At 55.4% G+C, this 24254-nt stretch carries 22 protein-coding genes; 13 read left to right on the top strand and 9 right to left on the bottom strand.

Annotated elements, in window-relative coordinates:
- Positions 1–39: 39 nt before the first annotated feature.
- From OLTU_RS00405 to OLTU_RS00395, 3 genes are all read right to left on the bottom strand, one after another.
- Positions 40–654 carry a hypothetical protein gene (locus OLTU_RS00405; RefSeq protein WP_141730799.1) on the bottom strand — a complete coding sequence of 205 codons (615 nt, stop codon included), beginning with the start codon at positions 652–654 and terminating at the stop codon, positions 40–42.
- Between the two features lie 62 nt (positions 655–716).
- On the bottom strand, positions 717–1703 hold the full coding sequence (locus OLTU_RS00400; protein ID WP_141730798.1) for a malate dehydrogenase: 987 nt from the start codon (positions 1701–1703) through the stop codon (positions 717–719).
- Positions 1704–1890: 187 nt separating this feature from the next.
- Positions 1891–2601, bottom strand: a complete 711-nt coding sequence (locus OLTU_RS00395) for a hypothetical protein (protein ID WP_141730797.1) — start codon at positions 2599–2601, stop codon at positions 1891–1893.
- A gap of 188 nt (positions 2602–2789) precedes the next feature.
- Between OLTU_RS00395 and OLTU_RS00390 the strand changes: the two genes are divergently transcribed.
- The 6 genes from OLTU_RS00390 (at position 2790) to OLTU_RS00365 (ending at position 9039) form a co-directional block, all read left to right on the top strand.
- A complete protein-coding gene (locus tag OLTU_RS00390) occupies positions 2790–2981 on the top strand; it encodes a hypothetical protein (RefSeq protein ID WP_141730796.1) in 192 nt (63 codons plus the stop codon).
- Positions 2982–3119: 138 nt separating this feature from the next.
- Positions 3120–4142: a hypothetical protein gene (locus tag OLTU_RS00385; protein WP_218109755.1), complete on the top strand. Its 1023-nt coding sequence runs from the start codon at positions 3120–3122 to the stop codon at positions 4140–4142.
- A gap of 78 nt (positions 4143–4220) precedes the next feature.
- Positions 4221–5099: a S1 family peptidase gene (locus tag OLTU_RS00380; protein WP_141730794.1), complete on the top strand. Its 879-nt coding sequence runs from the start codon at positions 4221–4223 to the stop codon at positions 5097–5099.
- Positions 5100–5483: 384 nt separating this feature from the next.
- Positions 5484–5828 carry a hypothetical protein gene (locus OLTU_RS00375; RefSeq protein WP_141730793.1) on the top strand — a complete coding sequence of 115 codons (345 nt, stop codon included), beginning with the start codon at positions 5484–5486 and terminating at the stop codon, positions 5826–5828.
- A 74-nt stretch (positions 5829–5902) separates the two neighbouring features.
- Positions 5903–8269 (top strand): FtsK/SpoIIIE family DNA translocase, encoded by a 2367-nt coding sequence (locus tag OLTU_RS00370; RefSeq protein WP_141730792.1) that lies wholly within the window; start codon positions 5903–5905, stop codon positions 8267–8269.
- On the top strand, positions 8266–9039 hold the full coding sequence (locus OLTU_RS00365) for an alpha/beta fold hydrolase (protein WP_141730791.1): 774 nt from the start codon (positions 8266–8268) through the stop codon (positions 9037–9039). The genes OLTU_RS00370 and OLTU_RS00365 overlap by 4 nt, the downstream gene beginning before the upstream one ends.
- Here OLTU_RS00365 and OLTU_RS00360 read toward each other — a convergent pair.
- The 3 genes from OLTU_RS00360 to OLTU_RS00350 are packed head-to-tail and all read right to left on the bottom strand — an operon-like array spanning position 8999 to position 11297.
- Positions 8999–10102, bottom strand: a complete 1104-nt coding sequence (locus OLTU_RS00360; protein WP_141730790.1) for a glycosyltransferase — start codon at positions 10100–10102, stop codon at positions 8999–9001. The two genes, OLTU_RS00365 and OLTU_RS00360, sit on opposite strands and share 41 nt — an antisense overlap.
- Positions 10099–10857: a glycosyltransferase family 2 protein gene (locus OLTU_RS00355; RefSeq protein WP_141730789.1), complete on the bottom strand. Its 759-nt coding sequence runs from the start codon at positions 10855–10857 to the stop codon at positions 10099–10101. The genes OLTU_RS00360 and OLTU_RS00355 overlap by 4 nt, the downstream gene beginning before the upstream one ends.
- A gap of 38 nt (positions 10858–10895) precedes the next feature.
- On the bottom strand, positions 10896–11297 hold the full coding sequence (locus OLTU_RS00350) for a hypothetical protein (RefSeq protein ID WP_141730788.1): 402 nt from the start codon (positions 11295–11297) through the stop codon (positions 10896–10898).
- Between the two features lie 204 nt (positions 11298–11501).
- On the opposite strand from OLTU_RS00350, the gene OLTU_RS00345 reads away from it, so the two are divergent.
- The 4 genes from OLTU_RS00345 (at position 11502) to OLTU_RS00330 (ending at position 18213) form a co-directional block, all read left to right on the top strand.
- Complete coding sequence (locus OLTU_RS00345) at positions 11502–13556, top strand: thioredoxin domain-containing protein (protein WP_141730787.1); 2055 nt, start codon at positions 11502–11504, stop codon at positions 13554–13556.
- Between the two features lie 14 nt (positions 13557–13570).
- Positions 13571–14095, top strand: a complete 525-nt coding sequence (locus tag OLTU_RS00340; RefSeq protein WP_141730786.1) for a cupin domain-containing protein — start codon at positions 13571–13573, stop codon at positions 14093–14095.
- A gap of 275 nt (positions 14096–14370) precedes the next feature.
- Positions 14371–15870, top strand: coding sequence for an LVIVD repeat-containing protein (locus OLTU_RS00335; protein WP_141730785.1), 1500 nt, complete (start codon positions 14371–14373; stop codon positions 15868–15870).
- A 21-nt stretch (positions 15871–15891) separates the two neighbouring features.
- On the top strand, positions 15892–18213 hold the full coding sequence (locus OLTU_RS00330; protein ID WP_141730784.1) for an adenylate/guanylate cyclase domain-containing protein: 2322 nt from the start codon (positions 15892–15894) through the stop codon (positions 18211–18213).
- A gap of 13 nt (positions 18214–18226) precedes the next feature.
- On the opposite strand, the gene OLTU_RS00325 is transcribed toward OLTU_RS00330, so the two are convergent.
- Positions 18227–18757 carry a hypothetical protein gene (locus OLTU_RS00325; protein ID WP_141730783.1) on the bottom strand — a complete coding sequence of 177 codons (531 nt, stop codon included), beginning with the start codon at positions 18755–18757 and terminating at the stop codon, positions 18227–18229.
- A 2-nt stretch (positions 18758–18759) separates the two neighbouring features.
- Complete coding sequence (locus OLTU_RS00320; protein WP_141730782.1) at positions 18760–19539, bottom strand: metallophosphoesterase family protein; 780 nt, start codon at positions 19537–19539, stop codon at positions 18760–18762.
- 238 nt (positions 19540–19777) lie between these two features.
- On the opposite strand from OLTU_RS00320, the gene OLTU_RS00315 reads away from it, so the two are divergent.
- Positions 19778–20020 carry a hypothetical protein gene (locus OLTU_RS00315; RefSeq protein ID WP_141730781.1) on the top strand — a complete coding sequence of 81 codons (243 nt, stop codon included), beginning with the start codon at positions 19778–19780 and terminating at the stop codon, positions 20018–20020.
- Between the two features lie 10 nt (positions 20021–20030).
- Here the strand turns inward: OLTU_RS00315 and OLTU_RS00310 are convergent, their stop codons facing one another.
- Complete coding sequence (locus tag OLTU_RS00310) at positions 20031–20813, bottom strand: OmpA family protein (RefSeq protein ID WP_141730780.1); 783 nt, start codon at positions 20811–20813, stop codon at positions 20031–20033.
- Between the two features lie 368 nt (positions 20814–21181).
- Here OLTU_RS00310 and OLTU_RS00305 point away from each other — a divergent pair, with 368 nt between their 5' ends.
- Both OLTU_RS00305 and OLTU_RS00300 read left to right on the top strand, forming a co-directional pair.
- Entirely contained in the window at positions 21182–23809 is a 2628-nt protein-coding gene (locus OLTU_RS00305) for a GAF domain-containing protein (protein WP_218109754.1), read from the top strand.
- A complete protein-coding gene (locus tag OLTU_RS00300; RefSeq protein ID WP_141730778.1) occupies positions 23806–24252 on the top strand; it encodes a response regulator in 447 nt (148 codons plus the stop codon). Before OLTU_RS00305 ends, OLTU_RS00300 begins: the two co-directional genes overlap by 4 nt.
- The last annotated feature ends 2 nt before the right edge of the window (positions 24253–24254 follow it).

Raw genomic sequence — 24254 nt, 5'->3', positions numbered from 1 at the left:
TTTGGAAGTATTTTACCGCAGAATTGAGTAAGAATTTGTTCAGAGACGACTTTTTTCGGCAGCAGGCATACCGCCGGCCATCAGCTCCTGCGGCAAATTCGGGCGCGGCTGACCCATGGCAATGGCCATGTTCTGAATAATACGGCCGATTTCCGGCTTATTTTTGTCCGTGGGAAGCCAGATTTCGGTGATGCCACCGTCGGGGAGTTTGCTGAGCATCTCCACGTTATTGTAGATGGTGACCTCAACCAGACTGCCGCCCATACGTTTGAGGCGCATCGAAAGCTTGTTCCGGTGGACCTTCCCGTCAAGATAATAGGAATCCCATTCGGTGGTGATCAAACCGTTGTTGCGATCCGCAATCGCCAGGTTGTAGTTGCGCAGGAGCACATCCATGGTCGCTTCCCAAACCCGATCATAGCCCAGTTGAAAGCGGAAGGTGCCCAGATCCACAGCGAAGATGCTGGGACGGCGCGTGGATGCGGGAGCCGCAGACACAGTTCTGACCGTGGATTGTGGGGGAGCCGCGTGAGAGGCCGTCGAGGCCTGCACTTCATGATTGCTGCGGCCGCTGGTGTATTTGCTGAGAACAGCAGGCGCGCAAGCGGAACACCATCCGACAAAACACAGAACCGGGATCAGGCCGAAACGCATATTCCATCCTCCAACTGACGAAGAAGAGAAGGCGACCCCGAGGGTCGCCAGACAAGGCGGTATCAGCCCAGCAGATCCTTCACGACCTCGCGCTCCTCGAGCAGCTCTTTCGTGGTCCTGCCGATCATCTCTCTGGCAAATGGCGTGAGTTTGAGATCCTTGACGATCTCATAGGTGCCATCACCCTTGGAACGGACCGGGTAGGAGAAGATCAGACCAGCTGGGATATCATAAAGTTTTCCATCACTCGGAACAGCGGCCGAGAACCACTCGCCGGATGGTGTTTTGGTGAGGAATCGTTTCACGTGATCGATACAGGCGGAGGCTGCGGAAGCCGCCGAGGACTTGCCGCGGGCGGCAATGATCGCAGCGCCGCGTTTTTGCACCGTGGCGAAGAAATCGTTTTCGAGCCATTTGCGATCCGTGATGACTTCGGTCACGGGCTTATTGCCGATCAAGGCGTTGTCGAAGTCGGGGACCATCGTCGAGCTGTGGTTGCCCCAGATCGCAAGGTTTTTCACCTGACCGACGTTCACGCCGGCTTTGATGGCAAGCTGAGCCTTGGCGCGGTTTTCATCGAGCATGGTCATCGCCGAGAAGCGGGTGGCCGGGACGTCGCGGCAGTTATGCTGAGCGATCAGAGCGTTGGTGTTGCAAGGGTTGCCGACCACGCAGATGCGTACATCCGAGGCGGCGCGAGCGAGAGCACGTCCCTGGGCGACGAAGATCGGACCGTTGTCACGGATCAGATCATTGCGTTCCATGCCGGGGCCGCGGGGCTTGCTGCCGACGAGAAGAGCCCAGTTGATGCCTTCGAAACCTTTCTCGGGACTGTCGTGGATTTCGATGCCGTCGAGGGTGGGAAACCCGCAGTCCTCGAGCTCCATGGCTGTGCCTTCGGCGCCCTTGATGGCGGCCGGCAGTTCGACCAAATGCAAGCGGACCGGAGTGTTCGGTCCGAAGAGTTCACCGGAAGCGATACGAAACAGCAGACTGTAACCGATCTGACCGGCAGCACCGGTCACAGCAACGCGAACAGGTTTTGTCATAACGAGGTCTCCTCTGGAAAAATCTACAGCCTCATGTCTACTCTTGGGCGCCGCGAAGGGGAAGCCCATTTCGGTGATCCGGTCGCCCTACAGGGATCCCCCTGCGGGGGATGACGAGGGGTTGTGAACGGTCGCCCTACACGGCCCCCCTGCGGGGGATGACGAGGGTCTTGAGCAGCCGTTCCTGTCAATCCATCAACTCAATCTGGGGCTCCCGATAATCCGGTTTCCGGCGATTCAGGTCCCAGTACTGTTCCATCGGTCGGTAACTATCCACCAGGGACCAGTGCACGGGACGGCCCTGATCCTGGAAGTAGAGGACCTTGACCCTTTTGTGGGCCTTCAATTCGGCTACACAAATGTGGCAGCCGTAGACGCGCAGGTTGATGCCATCGACTTTAATTGTAGCCGCTTTGAAGTAGGCTCGCATAAAGGGACGGCTGCAAAAATAGCAGCCCTGGGCGGGGACTGCGGTTTCCTCCTGCCAGCGGGCGAGCAGACCCGCAAAGAGAGGCCGCTCCTCGATCGAGCGTTTGAACTTCCGATAGGTGTCCTCAATCTTGGTTTCCACACGTTTGACGAGGGGATGAACCTGGTTGATGAGCTTCGGATCAAAACCAAAGTTGGGCGTACGAGTCAGGGCTGTCAGCAGGGTTTCCATCATCCGCAAGCAGGACTCGAAGTCATCGAGGACCCGGGCGTTTTTCACATGAGGCACAAGATTACCAAGGGTATTAACCTTCAAAACCGCCAGATCTATGCGGGCGATCAGCTGTTGATAGCGTCTGCGATATGACCATGCTCGTTTGGGGTAGCGACTCAGCCAATAGCCACGCACAATCATGGCGAGACCAAGGCCCACCAGGACTGCGGCAAGACTGAGAACGATGAGGGTCACGCAGAGAAACTCCAAACTTGTCCGTGTTTCCAGGATAACAGAGAGCTCTTCCGCTGCGGGAAGGCAGCTTTTGCTTACAATGTAAACTACTGATATTGATAAACTAAAGCCCGGATCAAGGGATCCTATCGAAATAGATTCAAGTTCAAAGGGGCCTCTCCGAAAGGATTGAGCAGGAGGTGATGGACATGGGGTCCCCTTACGGAACATCGAGACAGAATTTCAATAAGGTGCTCGAGGCCTATCTGAATTATGTCGCCCTGTACAAGCTCTTTAACAGTGGCAGCATTGAGGGGGTCACACCTTTCAACGTTTTTTACTGGCGCATGACCTATCACGTCCGTTATGAGAACAGCGAGAACATTTCCCGAGTGGTTTAAGCCTATTGCGCCGCTCGAGGGCGATTTCCTGCCGCCTGTCTGGCTCCTGTGGACAGGCTGAATTCATACTTTAAGCTCCACAGCCATCGCACCAACTTGACCCAGAGCCCCCAGCTCATTATAAAACCTTTAGGTAAGATGAACGCTTGGACATGTATGGAAGCGAGCGACACAGACATTTCCGGTTGGCAACTGCGCGCCACAGAAGATGGGATTCAGGTTCTGGATTCCATTCTTTGGCTGGATGCCCGCTTTACCCGTGATTTGTCCTTTCTGTCCTCTGCCTGCTGCCTCAGTGGTCGAACCGAAGCCCGGGTCATCAGCACCGAAGAAACCGTCAAGCTTCTGGCCATCAACAACATCAAGCTCAATGCACTGATCTGTCCCTATAATCAAATCGTCTCCCTTGGGCAGCTGAGGATGGAGCTTTTGCCATCCGGAGCCGGACTTGGAGCCGCTTCGCTTTGGGTCGAGCAGCGCCAGGGTTCGCTGCTCTATGCCCCGCAGCTGCAGCCACAAAAGACCGGCATCACCCGGCTCATGCAGCTCAAGCATGCGGACACCCTGATTCTGGGCGCGCGCCATCCCTATCCCGCGCATCATCATCCGAGTCGGAAAAAGGAAAAGGACCGCCTTCTGCATGCCCTGCAGCAGCGCATGGCCGAGGGCGAATATCCGGTCATTTTGTGCGAGCCCTATGCGGTGGCACAGGAAATCTGCCGGTTTCTGACCGAGCATGGGATCGAGCCGGCGGTTCATAAGAGCATTTATCGCATCAACCAGATTTATGGCATGTACGGATCGGACCTGGGCTCGTATAGCCTTCTGCACAAAAGGCTGCGGGAAAAGAAGGTCCTGATTCTGCCCCTGAGCACCTTCTCCAAACCCAACGACCGCCGGCCTTTGCCCGAAGGACCTATTTTTTGTGTGGAGGAATCCACATTGCAGACGTCCTGGCCGGATCTGCGGCGGCCGGTGGCGGAGCGCTTTTTTATCAGCAGCTCCGGGGATGGCCGGGAATTGAAGTCGATCATTCAAAGTGTGAGTCCGCGTGAAGTTTTTGTGACCGGGCCCTATGCGAAGCAATACGCTGAAGAACTGAGCACCCAGAAGCTGGCTGTTCATGCCCTTTATCCGAGTCATCTGCCCACTCTTTTCTAATCCCTATTCATGTCCTTGGAAATTTCCGCAGCGGACGTCTAACTTCGGCTTCGTCATACGGAGACGAAGGGGATATTCATGCTGCTCTATCTGTTGCGCCGTTGGATCGTTGTTCTGCCTATCGTTATTCCTTGTCTTAAGGCCTGCCACCAGGAATCGGCATGCCTTGATGTTATTGGAGGGGAGCCTTCCGAGGCTCCCCCTTTTTTTGCAGCTCTGCATGAGGAGGGCAAAAAGAGTCCCTTTTGTGGCGGGACCCTGATTGCGGAGGATCTGGTGGTAACGGCGGCGCATTGTGTCAGTAGTTTAACTGGTCCTTTGGGGGTCTGGCTCGGGGCGGGTGATCTCAGGAATCATCCGGAATCGATCGCGGTGGAGGCCGTGCGGGTTCATCCGCAGTATCATAACCGGCGTTATCAACATGATGTGGCGCTTCTCTTCCTGAAGGGTAGCGAGCGGTCCGCAGAAAAGCATGCGGCGCTGTTAAGCCAGGCTTCACAGTCCAACGTTCCCCTTCAGATTCTCGGTTTTGGCAATACCAGTCGCACCGGGCATAGCTATCCTCAGATCCTGCGATCGGCGCATGTGAAGGAACTCCCGGGCTATGAATGTCAAGCTCTCGGCGGGCCCTATGAGTTTGTCATCGACCGGCAGATATGTGCCGCGGCGCCGACGGCGGATAGCTGTGATGGAGACTCGGGTGGTCCACTCCTGCTGAACGGCGAACTGTATGGGCTGGTCAGCTGGGGAACCAAGTGCGGTGATCCCTCACAGCCTGGAGTCTATACGCGGGTCTCTTCCTATAAGAATTGGATCCGGGACGAGTCGGCAGCCAGCTTCCCGGTGGAAGAGCTGGCCTATGCGGTGTTCCACTATCCCTTGATTCCAAGCGGCAGTTTACGGCTGGCTATCATGTCTGGCAGGAGGAGCAGCGTCCTGATGACCAGAGCGCGCTGAAAACCTGGGTCCGCACCTTCCGCCATGAAACCTACACCATGCGGCTGTTGGCGGCCGGTCCGCAACGCTATCGCCTGGAGTTCCAGGCGAACGGGCGGGTTTATTCGACGCCCGCGACGTTTTCCAGCAGGCCCTGAAGAACAAATTCGTGGTTCGCACCTTAAAATTTCAACGTTTGAAACTTAAACCTGTCAACCCATTGAAATCAATAAGAATAATAGGGGTATAGGCTCAAGGCTGGCCCCGCAGACTACGGGTGTCAGGATTCTGGACAGGCAAGGTGGGTTTATTGCCTGATATTCCCGCCCCTTGAAACCGCGTACGGGACTTGCTCTTAGGGAAGTGGCTGTTGTTGTTGCTGAGACCCTTGCGGAGCTGTTAGCCATGAAAACCCTGTCGTCCCTGCCCGAAGACCTATTGATGGATCAGTATGCCCATCCTGCTTTTCTTCCCCCCCTCTGGCGTGTGATTTTTCAGGAAGCGATGCGTGGTCATCACCTTCTCTTTTCGAAAAGCATTCTGAAGTCGATTGCTGATGACACTATCCTGGATGGTGAAACGCGTGAGTCACTGGAAGAGTTCTGCGTTCATCTTTTTGCGGCCCCGGATTTGAAATCGATCCGTACCATGATCAGTTTTTTACCCCAAGCGGAACAAAAACAACTCTTTGTTATTTATCTCAAGCTGATGCAGACGCTGAAGGAAGAAAACAAGAGTTCCCTGCACTGAAGAAACCGCGGAGCGGGCGTTTTTGATATGATGAAGGGTAGCTTAAACACCTTCATCGTTATCACGAGGCTTTCATGGCAGACGCCAGCTCCTCATCGGATTCCAAAGGCATGTGGCAATCTCTTCGCCGGTTTCGACTGATCCGGCCGGAGGATGGTTATTCCCAGGAAATCGTCCTGCTGGTGATTTTAATAGGCAGCGCCTTTACGCTGGCTTCCCTGATTTCGTTTTCCCCCTTTGATCCCTCGAACTACAACTATTCCTTTCCACCCAGGTCGCCGCAGAATGTCGGCGGCATGCTGGGCTCGTATCTGGCGGCTTCGCTAATCTATCGCCTCGGTGTCGTGGCCTTCCTTTTGCCACTGCCCTGGATCTGGATGAGCGTCGCGTGCGTTCTGGGCCAGAAGGATGCCTTCCGCAAGTCACGCCTTGTGGGCTGGATCCTGCTGTTTGCGAACCTTCTCATGGCCGCTGCGGAATGGGCGCCGGACCTTTCCATTGAAGGATTGAAATACCTGCCGGGTGGCGCCTCCGGCTTTTATATGCATAAGGCCATGACCTATGGTGTGGGTCAGGCGGGTCTGGCCATTTTCCTGGTGGCAAGTCTTCTGCTGGCCCTGGTCATGATTCGGCGCCAGCCTCTTGTTAAACCCGCTCTTGAAAGCCTGCGTGATCGCTGGCTGACCTATCGGAAAGCACAGGCCGCAAAGCCTTCCTTCTGGTCACGGTTTCATTGGAAAAGGAAGGAAAAGGCCCCGGCCACATCCAGGGAAAAACATGCCCCTGACCAGGGCGAGCCGACTGTGATCATGATGCCGGAGCCCGAGCCTCTGGCCGGGATTCCGATTCAGGCACCCTTTGCAAATGAAGTCGTCGCTCCTCCGCTGGCAGCTGAAGTGAAAAAGGTTCCGGCTCCCGTGAGCGAGCGCATTCTGGAAATTCCGGAAGAGGACAATGATCCTCTCTATGAACCACCTCCGGCCGGACTCTTTCGCACCAGTCCCTTCGTGGCTGCCATCGACGATGGACAGAAAAAGGAACTCGAACAGACCGCAGAATCGCTGGTCAAGGCCTTCAGTGAATTCGGCATCGGCGGCGAGATCATTGCCATTCAGCCTGGTCCCGTGGTCGCGGTCTACGAATTTCAACCGCACGCCGGCACCAAACTCGCCAAGGTCACCGGTCTTTTGGATGATATCGCTCTGGCTCTGCGGGTGGATTCGATCTTCATTCATCCGGTCTCAGGCAAAAGGGCCCTTGGGGTTCAGGTTCCCAATAAAAAACGTGACACGGTCTTCCTCGGCGATCTGGTGCAGAACGTGGCATTCCAGGGCACCACCTCGCCACTGACCTTTGCCCTCGGCAAGGCGCTCAATGGCGAACCCATCTGCTGTGACCTTGCAGCCATGCCCCACCTTCTGATGGCCGGACAAACTGGTTCCGGAAAGTCGGTCGCCATCAATGCCCTGCTTTGCAGCCTCATCCTGAAAGCACGGCCGGAACAGGTTCGCATGATCCTTGTGGATCCCAAAATCCTCGAACTCAAAATTTACGAGGGCATCCCGCACCTTCTGATGCCGGTCATCACCGAACCACTGAAAGCTTCGCTCGCCTTGAAATGGGCCTGCCAGGAGATGGACCGCCGCTATCAGCTGATGGAAACCGCCAGCGTTCGTCACCTCACCGGCTTCAATCAATTCTGGGACAACGCCACCGTCGAGCAGAAGGATGCGATTCGTGAGCGTTTCCCTGCCACGGAAATCGGCAAACTGCCCTTCATCGTAGTCGTGATTGATGAGCTGGCGGATCTTATGCTGATGGCGTCCAAGGATGTGGAAGCCTCCATTCAACGTCTGGCGCAGAAGGCCAGGGCCAGCGGCATTCACCTTGTGCTGGCCACGCAGAGGCCTTCGGTGGATGTCATCACCGGTGTGATCAAGGCGAACCTGCCCTGTCGGATCGCGTTCAAAGTATTCTCCCGTATCGACAGCCGCACCATCCTCGATAGCATGGGTGCCGAGCGTCTTCTTGGCAAAGGTGATATGCTCTTCCTGAGACCGGGGTCTTCGCGACTCGAACGGATTCAGGGCGCCTTCCTCGCCGATGAGGAGGTCGTGACCATGGTGGATCACATCAAAAAATCGAGCGAGGCTCATTATGATGCGAGCGCCATGGAATGGATCGATGAGGAATATCAAAGACAGGCGAACCCGTCGGGCGCGGAATCCGCAGCGGATGCCCCCGGAGGCAGCGATCCCAAATGGGGTGAGGCCATCGCCATCGCGCAGCGGCAGGGAGCCATCAGTGCTTCCTATCTGCAGCGCATGCTGAAGATCGGTTACAATCGCGCGGCCCGTATTGTGGAAGCGATGGAAGCTCAGGGCCTTGTGGCCAAAGCCGACGGCAGTAAACCACGCGCCTGGATAGGATCGTCATCATGAGTGTCTGGAAAGACGATAGCACGTATAACGCTTATCCCCGGCTGGTCGAGGACGCCTGCACCACGACAGACGGCGTCCATCTGGAAATGCTGCACAGCAAGTCTCTGGACCACGGCATACCGTTGATCCTGGTACCGGGCATGATCGGCACGGCTTCCATGTTTTCCGAGCGCATTGAAATGCTGCATCCAAGACCGGGCATTGCCTTCAGTCACCGCGGCTGTGGCAAAAGCTCAAGTCCTGCGGTCGGGCACTATGATTTTGCCTCGCGCTGTCTGGATATCGAGGCGGTGGTGGATCATTTCAAGCTGAAGGCCTATTTTCTTTATGGCTTCTCCCGTGGTGTACCCATGGCCGTGCAGCATGCCCTGGATCATCCCTCCCGCGTGAAGGGTTTGATTCTGGACGATGCGGAACCTGTTTATCCGCGTCTCACGCATGCCTGGACGCAGCGGATGGTGGCCGCCCAGTTTTTATGGGCCCATCCTTTTGCGCTGGAGCAAATTCAGAAGGAATCGGTCGAATGCGATCTTTTTGATCGTTTGCCGGAAATCAAGGCGCCGGTTCTGATTTTTCGGGGTGAGCAGGATGGTTCCCTGCTTTCGAGAGCCACAGCCCTCAAGATGAAGGCCCGCTTTCCACAGGCTGATCTTATTCCGCTGCCCAACAGTGCCCACGGGGTGAGTCCCGCGGACTTTCCGGATTTCCGTGATGCGATGAATGCCTTTCTCAACCGTCTGGATCCTCAGCCCGAAGAGCGTCCAGCATAGCGTTGAGCTGCCGGCCCATGGCATCGAGGCTGAAGTAAATGCGCGCAGCTTCGGCTCGCGCCTGGCGCTGGGTGGCTGATTCCTGGGATGCCTGCCACAGTTTTTCTGTCAGAAGGGTGGCGGCCCGTTCCTCGCTGAGGCCGCGATAGCTGCTGCCAAAGCCTTTTTCCGCCAGACATTCCTCGAGTGAACCCACACCCGAAACAAAGAGCGGCACACCGCAGAGCGAAAACTCCTCGGCCACGCGGCAGATCACTTCCGATCCAAGACTCGACACCACCGCAAGATGGGTGGCGCTCATGACTTCGCTGATCCGTTCCACCCGTTCACTGCGCAGGCGCCAGTTTTCACCCTCACGCAGGCGATAGTCCGCCGCCATCCGCCGCAGCTGTTCCGGAGAAATGTTGGCCCCTTCGCCGATGACTTCGAGGAAGGGCTCGGGCCGGTTTTTGGGCCAAAGCCGGAGCAGCTGACGGAACATGCTGAAAAACACCTGATGCCCTTTGATGGGATCCAGGCGCCCGAGGATACGCAGCGTGGGACGTCTTTCCACCGCAAAGGCTTCCGGATGAAACTGAAATTTCGCGGTATCGACGCCGAGGGTCACCGCCTGCACCGGCTGCCAGATGATGCTCTGAAAACGCTCCTGCAGAATTTTTGCGGGCACCAGCATGGCCACGCAGTGCTGCATATTCAGCCGCGTTTTCAAAGGCGGCAGACGATCGGTGATATCCTTATCCTGACCGCGAAAGCGAATCCGCAGGGTTCCCGGTAGAAATCGGGCGAGAAAGGTTTCAGGGCCACCGAAAAGAAAGATGGCATCGGGTCGGAGGCTTTTTTTCAAACGCCTGAGTTTCGCCACGTCCCCCAGACCGAAGGTTTCAAACGAATCCCCGGGCAGATCATAGGATCGCGCCCGCCTTTCCCCCGGTGAATCCGTCAGGGCGGAATAAAACACGGTCCAGCCTTGAAGCCGCAGGGCGCGGGCGGTGCTCAGCGCATATTCGGTGATGGCACTATTCCAGCGGTTGGAACAGAGGATCCAGGCCACTCCCTGATTCATGACGATCGCCTCTTTTCCAGAATTTTTGCGTATTTGATATAGGCATAGAGCGAGGAGATCAGGGCATAGGTATAGCCTGGATACCCATCGAGAAAGCCAAGGCGCAGGACATAACGCGTGAAAAATTCCATCCAGGGCCGCAGAATATGCGAGACCATGGGAACGCGTTTGCCTTCCGCCATATGTCTTTCGGCGATGGCGCTGGTGTAGCGGTTGAATCGCACGAAGTAGTCGCTGAGATCCCGATAGCTGTAATGCCAGAGAAGGCCCTGCCGCAGCCTTCCGATCCGGCCAGGGACCTTCAGCTCCTCATGGATGCTGCCCTCATAACGTCCCTCCTTGCGCAGAAAGAGACGAACCGGCCAATCGCGGGTTTTCCCAAAGTGCATCCGCCGACCCATGAACACGAGCCGCCTTTGCAGACGCCAGGCCTGAATCCCGGCTTCGGGGCGTGCAATGGCCTCCCGAATCGCTTCCCGCAGCGGGGCATCCAATTCCTCATCCGCATCCACAGCCAGCACCCAGAGGCGCGTGGCGTGCGCGAGAGCGGCATTTTTATGTTCGGCGAAATGGGTAAAGGGACGCTGATAAACCTTCGCTCCGAATTCCTGGGCGATGGCGGCCGTGCGATCGGTGCTGCCCGAATCGAGCACGATGATTTCAACGTTGGGCGGAAGACTTTTCAGACAACGGGGAAGGTTGGCTTCTTCATTGTAGGCGATGATGACAACGGAAAGGTCGATGGGCTCGTTCATGGAATCTCATAAGAGATGCCCCGAGCGAGCCCTGAGCATCAGAAAGGGGCGTTGGTTGCCGTCCAATAATCCTGGCTTTCGTTGATCCGCAGCATGGCAGGGTAACCGGCCATTGAGCCTTCATCACGATTGTACTTCGTGAGAACGACAATAGTCGCCGTCCTGCCCTGTTTGATCACACGACCCACTGCCACAATGTAATTATATTGGTTTTTGATTTCAACATAATCACCGACAGTGCCAAGACGCGGGGTGACCGTGCAGAAGACTTTTTTCTCCTTGCCCTGGTCACGGCTGGCATCCACGAATGAACTTTGCTTCAGCTTCTTGCAGGCCTTAACAGCTGCAGCGAAGGAAACGTTGGAAAGAAACGCAGAGGACAAAACCCCAGCCACCGACATCAACCACATCCAATGCAAAATCGACTTCAACATCCGCATAAGAACTCCACATCAAGTCCGCTTCTGGCCCAGCTCAACGGGATTCGGCCAGTTCTGCGGATTATAGAGCAATCCCCGTGCCTGTCAATATGCCTGTGACAGATTGATTTCGTTGGACTTTCTTTGCGCAGGCAGGAATCTTTTCTCGACAGCTGTACGGAAACCTTACACTCTGAGGGCGACCCAACGTCCAAGGAGGGGCTTATGAATCGGTTATCAAAGGAAATTTCCCCATATTTGCTGCAGCACGCCCATAACCCGGTGGATTGGTACCCCTGGGGCGAGGAGGCGTTTGCGCGCGCGCGTCAGGAGAATAAACCCATATTTCTCTCGATCGGCTATGCAACCTGCCACTGGTGTCACGTCATGGAAGGAGATTCATTCGAAAAGGCGGACGTTGCCGCGATTTTGAATGAATACTTTGTGCCGGTGAAAGTGGATCGCGAGGAGCGGCCTGATGTGGATGCGATCTATATGCGTGCGGTCCAGGCCATGAATCAAAGAGGCGGCTGGCCCTTGTCCGCGGCCCTGACCCCGGATGGCAAGCCCTTCTGGGGTGGCACCTTTTTCCCGCGTGAACAGTTCAAACAGGTTCTCGGCCGCCTCGCCGAGGTCTGGAAGAGCAAGCAGCAGGATATTGAAGACAGCGCCTTTGAGCTGATGGAACACCTGAAAATGCTGGAGGATGAAGTCAGCCAGGAGAAGGACTTCGATACCAGACCTTTGAAGGGTTTTGTGGAGCGCGAGCTGAAGGCCTATGATCCGGAATGGGGCGGTTTCGGCAGCGCTCCGAAGTTTCCACCGGCCATGGCTCTCATGGCCCTGATGCGCATCGCGCGGCGGGACAAGGAGGATCGCGCGCTCGCGGCTGTGATCGGCACTTTGGATGGCATGGCCCGCGGGGGCATCCGGGATCACGTGGGCGGCGGCTTTCATCGGTATTCGGTGGATGCGACCTGGCTCGTGCCGCATTTTGAAAAGATGCTCTATGACAATGCGCTTTTGACTTTGGCTTATGCCGAAGCCTGGCAGGTCACGCGGTCCGATGAATACCATGATGTGGTGGCCACGACGCTGCACTACATTATGCATGATATGCAGAGCCCTGATGGGGGCTATTATTCCGCCGAGGATGCTGACAGTGAAAAGACCGAGGGCAAGTTCTATGTGTGGACGCTCGATGAGCTGACGAAGATCTTTCGGCCCGAGGAAATGGAACAGTTCTGCGAGTATTTCGATGTGAAGGAGGAGGGCAACTTTCAGATCGATCAGCGGGTGGAGGAACTGGAGGCTGCAGCCGGACTCAAGGCGGTGCAGAAGGCCAATATTCTCCATCATCAGAAGATGCCGCGTCTGCCGACGATGGCGGATCCCATCTACCGCCAGCTGATTGAAAAACTGCAGAAGGTGCGTGAGAAGCGCGTGCGTCCCCTGCGTGATGATAAAGTTTTGGCGGCCTGGAATGGGCTGATGATCGGGGCGATGGCCAAATCCTATAAGGTTTTTGGGGAATACGCCTGGCTGCAGAGCGCGAAGCGGGCCGCTGATTTTGTATTGACCCGGATGCGCAAGGACGGGCGCCTGCAGCGTTCGCATCGGGACGGGCAGACGCGTTTCAATGCCTATCTCGAGGACTACGCCTGCATGATTTTCGGTTTGATTGAACTTTATGAGGCGAGCTTTGATCCGCAGTGGCTGCGGGCGGCTATCGAACTGCAGAACAAACAGGATGAACTTTTCTGGGATGAAAGCGGCGGTGGCTACTTCGATCATGACGGCGAGGATGGAACCGTGCTTTTGCGCAGCAAGGATTTTCTTGATAACGCCACGCCCGCGGGCAACAACCTGAGCGCCTGGAACCTTGTGCGTCTGAGTGCGATGAGTGGGCAGCTCGAGCGTGAGGCCAGGGCGGAGCAGATTCTCCGAAAAACGGCTGAGCTCATGGAACGCTTTCCGGGCTCCTTTCCCATGCTGATGCTGGCACTGGATTGGATCAGCGGACAGCATTGGGAAGTGGTGATCGCGACCGAACATCCGGACAAGGATCTGGTCTGGCCTGATCTCTGTCCCGACTTCAGCCCGCATGCCGTGTTCATGCGAGCGGATGAAAGCCTGGATGACATTTGCCCCAACCTTTCCGGGAAAGGGACACGTCGCGGAAAGACCCTTTACTATCTTTGTGAGAAGGGCAGTTGTCAGCAGCCAACGGATGATGCTGAACTGGTGCACCGGATGCTGCGGGATTCATCGAACAGTTAAGGGGGCAGTTCCACATGGCTCAGGCAAGAACAGCAGAAGAGTGGATCCGTTGTTTGAATTTAACGGCTCATCCGGAGGGTGGTTTCTACCGGGAGATCTATCGCTCATCCGGGCAGATTGCTGAATCCTCCCTACCGGCGGGCATGAAAGGGGAAAGATGCTATGGAACGGCCATCTATTTCCTGTTGCGCGCCGGTCAGGTTTCACGCTGGCATCGCATCAAGAGTGATGAGCTATGGTTTTATCATGCCGGCTGCCCTTTGGAAGTGATTGTCCTTTTGAATGATGGGGTGGAGAAGAAGCTGCTTCTGGGGCTGGATGTGGCAGCCGGACAGAGACCGCAGGTGATGGTGCCGGCGGGCTGCTGGTTTGGATCGCGGATTGTGGGCGGGCAGGAGGATTTCAGCCTTGTGAGCTGTGCGGTGGCGCCTGGTTTTGATTTTCAGGATTTTCAGCTGGCCACGACGCAGGACACCGAGAAGTGGCCGGCGCTGTGGAAGCATCCTGAGCTTTTGCCGGTGGCGGCCATGGGCCGTTGAGCGTAGGGGGAGCTGCCGGTGGCGGCCATGGGCCGTTGAGCGTAGGGGGAGCTGCCGGTAACGGCCATGGTGCGTTGAGCGTGAGGGGAGCCTGCGGCTCGCGTGCTCCCAAACTAAATATCAATTATTTCATCCACTTATTTTCGATCCCGCGTCATTGATGCGACGTTCTTTCATGTAATATTTCAGCTTTCCGGATTCCTCTTAAGATCGGCCGATGATGCACCGAAAAGTACATTAGAGTCACAGATTTATACGGAAGCAAAGAATTGAATATGAAGCTTGTCCATCGCCGTACTCTCGCTTCGCTTTTCTGCGTTGCTGCCTTGGGCATTGCTTGCAAAAACGAGAACTTTGGCAAAACCCCCAGCAGCAATAACGACAATAAGAATCTCGCTCCAGCTGAGGCCACCAAGGCACCCGGCTCGGAAAAGGAAATCATCCCGCGGGTGGAATACCCGGGCGGTGATCCCAGCGACTTCACCAACTTTGAAGTCGGTGAGGAGGCGTCGATTGCAACGGATATCACAGGCACCTATCTTTCCATCCCGAAAGGGATCGTGGAAGCCGGCAAGGCCATAGCCATTCGCACCAAGGAAAAGGTGGCTGATGCTGCCGTGCAGGCGGTCAAGGTCGTGATTCCCAAAAATGCTGTGCCCTCGGAAGAGAATATGGTGGTGCTCTATCATATGACGTCCGAGAAGGGCGAAAGCTTCTATGGTCTCATTCCTAAAAAGGATCTGGAGATCAAGGAAAACTCCGTCACCTTTCATCCCAAGGGTCTTGGTGTGTATCAGGCGGCCGTGCTGCCGGTGCTGATCACCGAACCACGGCAGGTGCCGGTACTGGCGGCCAATGGTCCACGCCTCAAACTTCTCTCGACTTACAACACGACTGGCATTGCCCAGGACATCGTCCTCGACGGAGCCACAGCCTATGTGGCTGATGGCACAGGAGTGGAAGTGCTGAACTGGTCACCGGCGGCGGGTCTGTCCGCCAATACCCGGGTGGCCGGCACGGGCAATATCAATTCCATTCTGCTGGCAAGCCGCCGCATTTATGTTGCTGCCGGAAATGCTGGGCTTGGTGTCATTGATCTGGCCAACCCCGCAACCATGCAGATGGCGGACGCGCGCGGCGTCACCAATGGCATTGCCGTGGCCGAGAACTTCAATAACATCTATCTCACGCAGGAAGGATCGGGTGACGAGGAATCACCGGCCGGCATATCGCGCTTTGATATTCAGCAGCTTCAGCCGAGCTATGAGACAACGGGCAGTCTGGGTTCCGAAGAGAACCCACAGAATGCCTATGCGATTCAAATCTCGGGCACCGTGGCCTATGGCCTCAGCCGGACAGGCCTCTACAGTTTTGATATCACCCAAAATGATCGCATCAATCAAATGAGTCAGATCCCATTGGATGGCTCGGCAGAAAAACTTCTGTTCCATGCCAATCGGATTTATACCGCAGAAAAAAGCACCGGCATCACTGCGGTCGATGCCATCAATCCAGCTGCTCTCAGCGTGCTGGGCCGGCTGGCTCTGCCACAGGTTTTGGATATCGCGGCCAGCGGCAAGTATCTCATTGCCGTCGATGCGCTCAGAAAAGTGAGCCTCATTGATATCGCGGATCCATCACATCCCCTGGTCTTGAACCAATTGACCCTGGCAGGACTGCCCACACGGGTGCGGGTCTTTGGTGATACGATTTTTGTCACGATGGGTGATACCGGAGTTGCCGTACTGGCCCTGGAAACACCCACAGCCCCTTAAGTTTGATGGGAAAGGACAAGGATGTCCGGAACGCCACGTGAAAAACCAGGCCTTCTGCCAGCGCTCCTGGCCTTGATTCTGAGCCTTGGCTTTTTCGCGCTCTATTTCACACCCGTTCAAACCTATCTCTCTCATCAGGTCGGCCGGCCCCTGGAGTTTCGCTTTCGGTCCTGGCTGGGCAAAAGCCCAACTCTCGATCCACGCATTAAAATCTATGCCTTCGATGAGCAGACGGTTCGCTACCTGGGTTATCATGATCTGACCGTGGATAGCTGGCTGAAACTGGTGAAGCACCTGAGCGCCAGCAAACCACGCGCGATCTATATCGATAAACTCTTCAGTCTGCCCCTCCAGGAACGGGTCTATGACGGGCTGTCTCCCGAAGATGCCAAGGCCTTTGTCGATGGCATTCGCAGCCTCGGCGTTCCAGTCGTGTCGGGCGGATTTATATCAAACTTGCAGCTGCCGGGGTGGAAGACCTTGCAGCTCCTGCACTCGGACTATCATCTCAAGGAATCTCCTGGCACCTGGCCTCCGATTGAGCAGGCCTACTTTTATGGACCGCATCCCTTCCTGCGTGATGCCTTTCGCGTCGGCCATATCACGAACAGTGAATTCGGATATGCCCGGCCCTTTATTCGAATCGATCCGAAGTCCCTCGTGCCGCACGCCGCTTTTCTGAGTCTTGGTCCACTCCGTATTCAGAATCAGGAGCTTTACCTGGACGAGCAGCTGATTCCCTTGAATCACCGGAATCTCATTCCCATCAACTTCAGTGAACGGGAAGAGTATATGGCGCGGGGTCGGACCAAAAGCTTGAGAGTTGTTCTGCAAAGCATGGAAAAGGGTCTGCCGGAGCCCATCACCAGCGAGGATATCGTCGTAATCCTGCCGGCGATGTTTACCGGTAACGTCGATTGGAAGGATACACCAGTCGGGCGCCTGCAGGGTGGCTACTTTGGGGTCGCTCTACTGAACAGCGTGCTTCAAAACTCGTGGCTGGTGGAATCCTTTTCATTGAGTCTTGCGGCCGTGATTGTGAGTCTCAGCGGCGCCATGCTCGCCGCTTTATTTCTGCAGCCCTGGCTGGCGACCTTGAGTCTTCTGCTGCTGACCCTGCTTTTGCCGGTGGCCGGTCTTCTGCTCTTCAGCTTCCAGGGGCTTATTCTTCCCTGGCTCTGGACCAGTCTCACGGTAATGCTGGGAGGCAGTATTGTGCTTCTGGAAAGGATGCGGGCCGAAAATCAAAAATCGCGCATCCTCATCAGCAGTCTGCGTGGAGCCTTGTCACCGGAACTGGCCGATAGTATCGCCCAGAATCCAAAGATCCTGCATGGCGATCCGGTGGAACAAATCGTCAGCATCATGTTTGTTGATATCGTGGGCTTCTCGCTGACCACCGAGCGGTTGACAGCCAAGGAAGCCTTTCAACAGCTGAAGTCGCAGATTGAATATATCGTGGAGAAGATTCACGACTTCGGCGGACTGGTGGATAAAAGCCTGGGTGATGGCGTGCTGGCTTTCTTTGGCTATCATTTTAACAGAGGAGCCAGTCAGGTCGGTCACGCGGACCAGGCTCTGCTCTGTGCCATTGAAATTCAAAAGGAAGCTTTGCGACGGGCGCAAATTTTGAAAGGCAGTGGCAATCCGATTTTCCCGCTGCGCATTGGCATCAATACGGCCACGGTCTATATCGGCAACCTCGGGACTGAAGGGCGTATTGATTTTACCCTGATCGGCAATGGGGTGAACTTCACCGCACGGCTCGAACACGCCTGCCAGCCCTATCGCATCATGCTGGGTCTTTCAACCTTCGATCTTCTGGCTAAATTTTCGCCGCGTGATCCGGGCGTCAGCAGCCGGGAAATTCGCATCAAGCATCATAAAAAGCCGATGCGTTGCTTTGAATATAACCCCTTCCATGCCGCAGACGGTGAGCTGCGATCCGTGCTCGATTACTATGGCGAATACCATAAGCTTTATACCAACGAACCCCGCTGGTATCTGGAGCCCACGGACTATATCCCGCTGCATACCTCTCTCGGGGACGCGCGACTGGTGAATTTCTCGGTGGGTGGTGTGGCTTTGATTTTGAATCACCGTTTGCATACGGATGAAAGCATCCGCCTGCGCCTCACAGTGAATGAAGGCGAGACGCCGCTTGAAATTCTGGTGCGGACCTGCTGGTCCCGGGTGATGGAACCAGGCAAGGTCGTTCATGGCTGTCAGTTCCTTGATAATGCCGCCGAGGATCAGGAGCGCTTTGTTCAGGGTTTGCGGGATGTCCTGGGACGGCTGGGCAAGAAAGCCGAAATCCTGCCGCGCAGCCGTCCGGCAGCGTAATGGAGAATGGACCTTAATCCATCAGGAAATTATAGTGCAGGGCAAAACCCACACTGCCCACCTTATTATACGCAACACCGCCTCGATTCTTCACATAAGCCAGTTCAGAATCAAGCAGAGCGTATTCCAGGGATGCGCCAAAGCCTGGACTGATTTGCAGGCGCAGCCCTGTGAACAAAGCGGGACGCAGGGCTGAGGGCACGTAATAGGACTTCGGATATTGATCCGGGAGTTTCAAAAAGAGTTCATCGTCCGGACTGTAAAAGGAGCCAAGACCCAGATAAGGGCGCAGGCTGGTTTCCGCCTCATGACCGACCGTGAAAAGATACCAGAGGCCTTTGACCGTCACAGAGCGGACGTCATGACCTGCGAGACGTTCGGGGGTCCAGCCGTAGAGCGCATCGGCCCCAAAACTGGAACCAACGTAACCAAGGCCGAGGGCGGCATGACCAGCGTAGCCGGCATGCTGCGCGTTGACAAAGACATCGGCGCGAGCGGGAGCCGCAGCAAGAAAAAGAACAAGGGCGGTTATCAGAAGGCGCATGATTATTTCTCCTCGCTGCAGGTCACATGACAGAGATCAAAGCGGATTGTGCGATCCTCGTTGATTGTCATGATCGAGTAACGAACCCCTTCCACCTTGGGAACGACGTAGTAGGGGATGCCTTCCTCAAAGGATAGGAAATCCGTTTTTCCGCCCCGATGACCGTGCAGGGAAGCGAGAATTCCGGCCTGTGTATTATTGCCTTTCCAAAGCGCCACCTGCTCCGGACGGTGGGCATCCACCACCGGCGGGATATGCGAGGCCGTGATCGTGTTTTCATCGATCTGCTGCTGGAGCCAGGAAAAATCCGTGTCACCGAATTCAAACTGGTTGTTATTGAACAGCACAAACTTGAGGCCGGCGTAAGTGAAGGTATAGTCAAAAGGCCCGAACATATCCTGATAGATCCGCTTGCCGTGGGCGATCGCATCATGATTGCCGACCACGGTCAGATTCGGAACCCGCAGCTTTTCAAGCGCCTGACCGGCCCAGATGTATTCATGTTGCAGACCATAATCGGTGAGATCGCCCAGCACGAGCACGAGGTTCACATCATCACGCTCGTTAATACGCTCCACGACCTTTTCCAGATCATAGGGCGTTCCCTGCGGATCCCCCATCAGGGCAATGCGCAGAGGCCAGGAAGGTTCCGGCAGGGCCTGGACTTTGGCGAGATTGCGCGCGGTGAGGTCTTTATAGTCCTCCGGCACCGTGATCGCCCAGGGGGTTAAACGTTCAGAACAGGCCGTAAGCAGGAACAAACAACAGAGCATTCGCAGCATGAATCACCTCAGCAACGGAATCAGCGGGAGCACAGCAGTCGCCTGCGAAGCGACGGAAGGCTTCAAGCAAGATCCGGTCTGAAATTTTTTCTAGCTATTGCGAGGAGTTGGAGAAGGGCTGGCTGTCAAAATTCTCGACACCTGCAGAAAGACGTAGCGCAGAAAAGAAATTGGCAATAAAGTCTCCTCCAGATCGTCAACACCTCCGGAACCCTTTCCAACCGGAGGTTATAACCCAATGTTCGAGGCGGCTTTGAAAAGCTTTTGGAATGCCATTAAATCCGGCGTGATTGCGGCTCTGGTCTGGACTTGCGTCTTTAGTGCCATACTCTGGTTTTTCTCAAAACCCACCATTCCCTACCTGAACTTCGTCAGTACCCTGGCCCCTTATGCGCTGGCCTTTTTTGGAACGGCGGCTCTGGTCTTTGAAGGGCTGACGCAATGGATTGCGGCCGATTCCGTGAAATACGAGAGGGAATAGGCTTCATCGCTTATTGTGTCTTTCCAATCAGAACCTTATCCTGGACAGTTTCCAAAACATATTCCACCCGCCGGTTGAGCAAACGATTCGCGCGACTTGTGTTGGGAACAAGCGGACGCGAGGATCCCATCCCAAGAGCCATCAGTCGCTTGGGATCCACACCCTTCTTTTTCAGGAACTTTGTGATTTCATCCGCGCGGTCCTGAGTCAGCTTGATGTTGGAAGCCTCCTTGCCGCCGGAGTCTGTATGCACCAGCACCGAGAGTGTCTGGATGGTCTCTTCGTCGTGCATCAAGGCAGCTACAAACTCAAGAATCGGATAGGACTCCTTCAGGACTCCCTTTCTGCTCTTCTGAAATTTCACCTGCGGCAGTTCAATGCTTTGCTCCAAGGCAAAACCGGATTCTTTCGTGTAACTCAGACGCAGATTCGAATGGAGATCGGGAAAGGCCTGGAACTTCCTGCGGAACGTTTCACGCTGGTCCACCGAAACGATGAGTTCATAGAGACCCGGCTCCAGGAGTGCGGGACCCTTGCCATCGCGAGCCTTGGGAGGCTGGCTCTCCACTGGAACAATTCGATAAGTTATTTTTGCCGGCAGGTCTTTGCTTTCGATGAGCGAAAGATGCAGACCAGCATGGCTTTTCGCACTCACTTCATTTTTGATTTCGTCATCAATCATGGGAGCAACCGCTGTCCGGATCATCTGATCATGCAGATTGTTGGCAGCCGATTGTCCCGAAATTATTAGACAGATCCATAAACCCAGGAAAACCATCCGTGTCCATAGCATGCGTGGAATCCTTGTCTCTGTTTAAAAACATAACCATCTAACCCTCGCTATAACAGGCCTGCGAGGAACTGTCCAAGCTTAAAACTTGGGTATTTTTGGAGGATACGAATGGCCATGAAGAGAATACAGTACAGTGAATTCCGATGAGGCTCGTCTGCAACCGAATGCGATCGCACGAGGCTTAAGTGTATTCTCCAAGCTTCATGGTCTCGTTGTCATTGGGGCCTTTTCTATCGACTTCATGGGCGTGAATGAGTATACGTCAAACTTAGTAGAGTCAGGCCTTTGCGAGCCACGACATTTGCTGAACTTACAATCTTTTCGCTTGGGTATGGGCCGTGATGACAAAACCCGATGAACTCCTTTGGATGAATGAATCCGCGGACACCCGTTTCAAATTCCTGGCTGATGCGAGCCAGCTTCTCTCCAGCTCCCTGGATTATGAAACAACACTCTCCAATGTCGCCCACCTGTCGGTGCCTGTCTGTGCGGACTGGTGTGCGATCGACATCCTGGAAGATGGGGGGAACATCCGGCGTCTGGCCGTCGTGCATACCGATAATCGCAAGACGGCGCTGGCGTTCGAACTCTTCGATAAGTATCCCCCGCAGCTCAGCGACAATCACGGTCTGGCTCTGGTCATGAAAACCGGAGCACCGCAATTTTATCCGGATATCCCCGATGAATTGCTGGTGAGCACGGCCCGGGATGAAAAACATCTGGCGATCATTCGCTCCCTGGGAATGAAGTCGGCGATTATCATGCCTATGAAAGTACACGGTAAAATCCTGGGAGCCATCTCGTTTACCTTCGCCGAATCGGACCGTCGTTACCGATCCAAGGATCTCGATTTCGTCTTTGAACTGGCGTCACGCGCCGCGCTGGCCATGGAAAACTCCAGGCTCTTCACCGAAGCCCGGCAGGCCGTGGCCAGTGAAAAACACTCCGCTGCGGTCCTGAATACTCTTTTGATGTCAGCACCTGTGGCCTTTGCCTTCCTCGACTGCAATCTCCGCTATGTGCGGGTCAATAATGCGTTTGAAAAGATGTGCGGGAAAAAGCAGGAGCAGATCCTCGGCACGACGTTTGGCAGCCTCTTTTCCAAGGAAGTTCAGGACCTCGGCCTCGATCTGCACACGGTCATGGAGGAGCGCAGACCTCTTCTGAATGTGCCGGTTCACGGGGAGTCCCCGGCCTGCGCCGGTGGCCTCGTGCACTCCCTGGCCAGTTACTTCCCCATCATCAGCGAGGATGATGTGATTGGTGTCGGCGTGCTCATCTATGACATTACCGATCAAAAGCAGCTCGAGCAGAAGTTACGCGAACAGGCGCGTATCAATGAGAAGCTGCATGAGGTGGGTTCCGCACTGACGGCGGAACTCAAACTGGACCGGATCGTCCAATCCGTGACCGACGCGGCCACCGAGCTGTCCGGCGCGCAGTTTGGGGCCTTCTTTTACAACGTCCTGAAAGAGGATGGTGAGTCCTATACGCTCTACTGTATCTCGGGTGTGCCGCGTGAAAAATTTTCCCGCTTCCCGATGCCGCGCAATACCAGGATTTTCGCGCCCACCTTCAAGGGGGAAGGAATCGTGCGCATCGGGGATGTCACAAAGGATCCCAATTTTGGGCAGAATGAGCCCTATTACGGAATGCCGGCCGGCCATCTTCCCGTGCGGAGCTATCTGGCCGTGCCCGTCATCTCGCGTTCCGGCGAGGTTCTGGGCGGCCTCTTTTTCGGCCATGAAAAACCGGATATGTTCACCGAGTCGGCGGAGCGCCTCGTGGCTGGGCTCGCGCCTCAGGCTGCGATTGCCATTGATAACGCACGGCTCTTTGATGCCGCAAACATCTCAAGCGCCCGTCTGCAGTCCCAGCTGAATTTCACCGACGCGCTGACGCAGAGTCTTGGAGAAGGGATCTGTGCCTTTGACCGCAACCGCAAGGTTGTCTTTGTCAATCCTGCGACGGTTCGACTGCTCGGTTGGGAGCATAGCGAACTCATCGGCAAAGACCTTGCAGAGATTTTCCCTCCGGATTTATCCTCAATCACGGTTTGGGATGCCATATTGAATAACGAGCAGATGATCAAAGGCGAAAATACCTTCGTTCGCAAGGATGGGAGTTCCTTCCCGGCCAGCTACCTGGCCACGCCTTTTGTGGAGAACCGGGTCGTCCAGGGGATCGTGGTGACCCTGCGGGATATCACCGAGACCCGGCGCATTCAGGATGAGCTGCAACGTTCGCGGGAAGAGCTGGAGCGTCGGGTGGTGGAGCGAACCGTGAACCTGACAGCGGCCAACCAGGAGCTTGAGGCCTTCAGTTATTCCGTGTCCCATGACCTCAGAAGTCCGCTTCGCAGTGTCGATGGCTTCAGCCAGGCACTTCTGGAGGACTATGCCGACCAATTGGATGACATCGGCAAGGATGCGCTGCAACGCATCCGCCTCGCTTCGCAGAAAATGGGTCGGATTATTGATGATCTTTTGAATCTTTCCAAACTCACCCGGGCTCAGATGCGAACGGAACGCATCCATATCAGCGAGATGGCACGCATCATCCTCGAGGAGTTGAAAGCGTCCGACCGGGATCGACAGGTGCAAATCATTATTCAGGAGAACCTGTTCGCATACGGCGACAGCTCGCTTCTGCGCATCGCCCTTGAAAACCTCCTGTCCAACGCCTGGAAGTTCACCACCAAACAGGCCAACGCCCGCATTGTATTCGGGTCCGAGCGTATCCAGGGCGAGCTGGTCTATTTCGTTCAGGATAATGGCGCAGGTTTTAATATGGAATATATTGGCAAGCTCTTCGGTGCGTTTCAAAGGCTCCATCAGGCTCACGAATTCTCCGGCACCGGCATAGGCCTCGCCACGGTCAGACGGATTATTCATCGGCACGGCGGCAGAATATGGGCCGAAAGTGAAGTCGGACAAGGCGCAAAGTTTTCCTTCACGCTTCCTCCCTTGCATCACGAAAAGGAGATCCCTCGGTGACAAGTAAAACCATACTTTTGGTCGAAGACAACCCTGACGATGAAGCCCTGACCATCCGCGCCCTGCGCAAGTCTCACGTCAGCAATGAAGTGGTGGTCGCCCGTGACGGGGCGGAGGCGCTGGATTTCCTTTTTGGAACAGGAAAATACGAAGGCAGGGACCTGAGCGAGCAGCCTCAGATCGTCCTTTTGGATCTGAAGCTGCCCAAAATTGATGGGCTTCAGGTGCTGGAAAGAATCCGATCGGATAAGCGAACCGAACTTATTCCGGTTGTGATTCTGACGACCTCCAAGGAGGAAAAGGATCTCATCGGTGGTTACAGCCGTGGGGCGAACAGCTATGTGGCCAAGCCGGTTGATTTCGTCGAATTCACCGAGGCTGTCAAAAGTCTTGGAATGTACTGGCTTCTTATCAACGAACGTCCACCCAACATAGGGCCTTGAAT

Origin of the sequence: Oligoflexus tunisiensis, assembly GCF_001748245.1 — a bacterium.
Classification (GTDB): domain Bacteria; phylum Bdellovibrionota_B; class Oligoflexia; order Oligoflexales; family Oligoflexaceae; genus Oligoflexus; species Oligoflexus tunisiensis.
The sequence above is the reverse complement of the archived record's forward strand: the minus strand, read 5'-3'. Positions and strand labels throughout refer to the sequence as shown.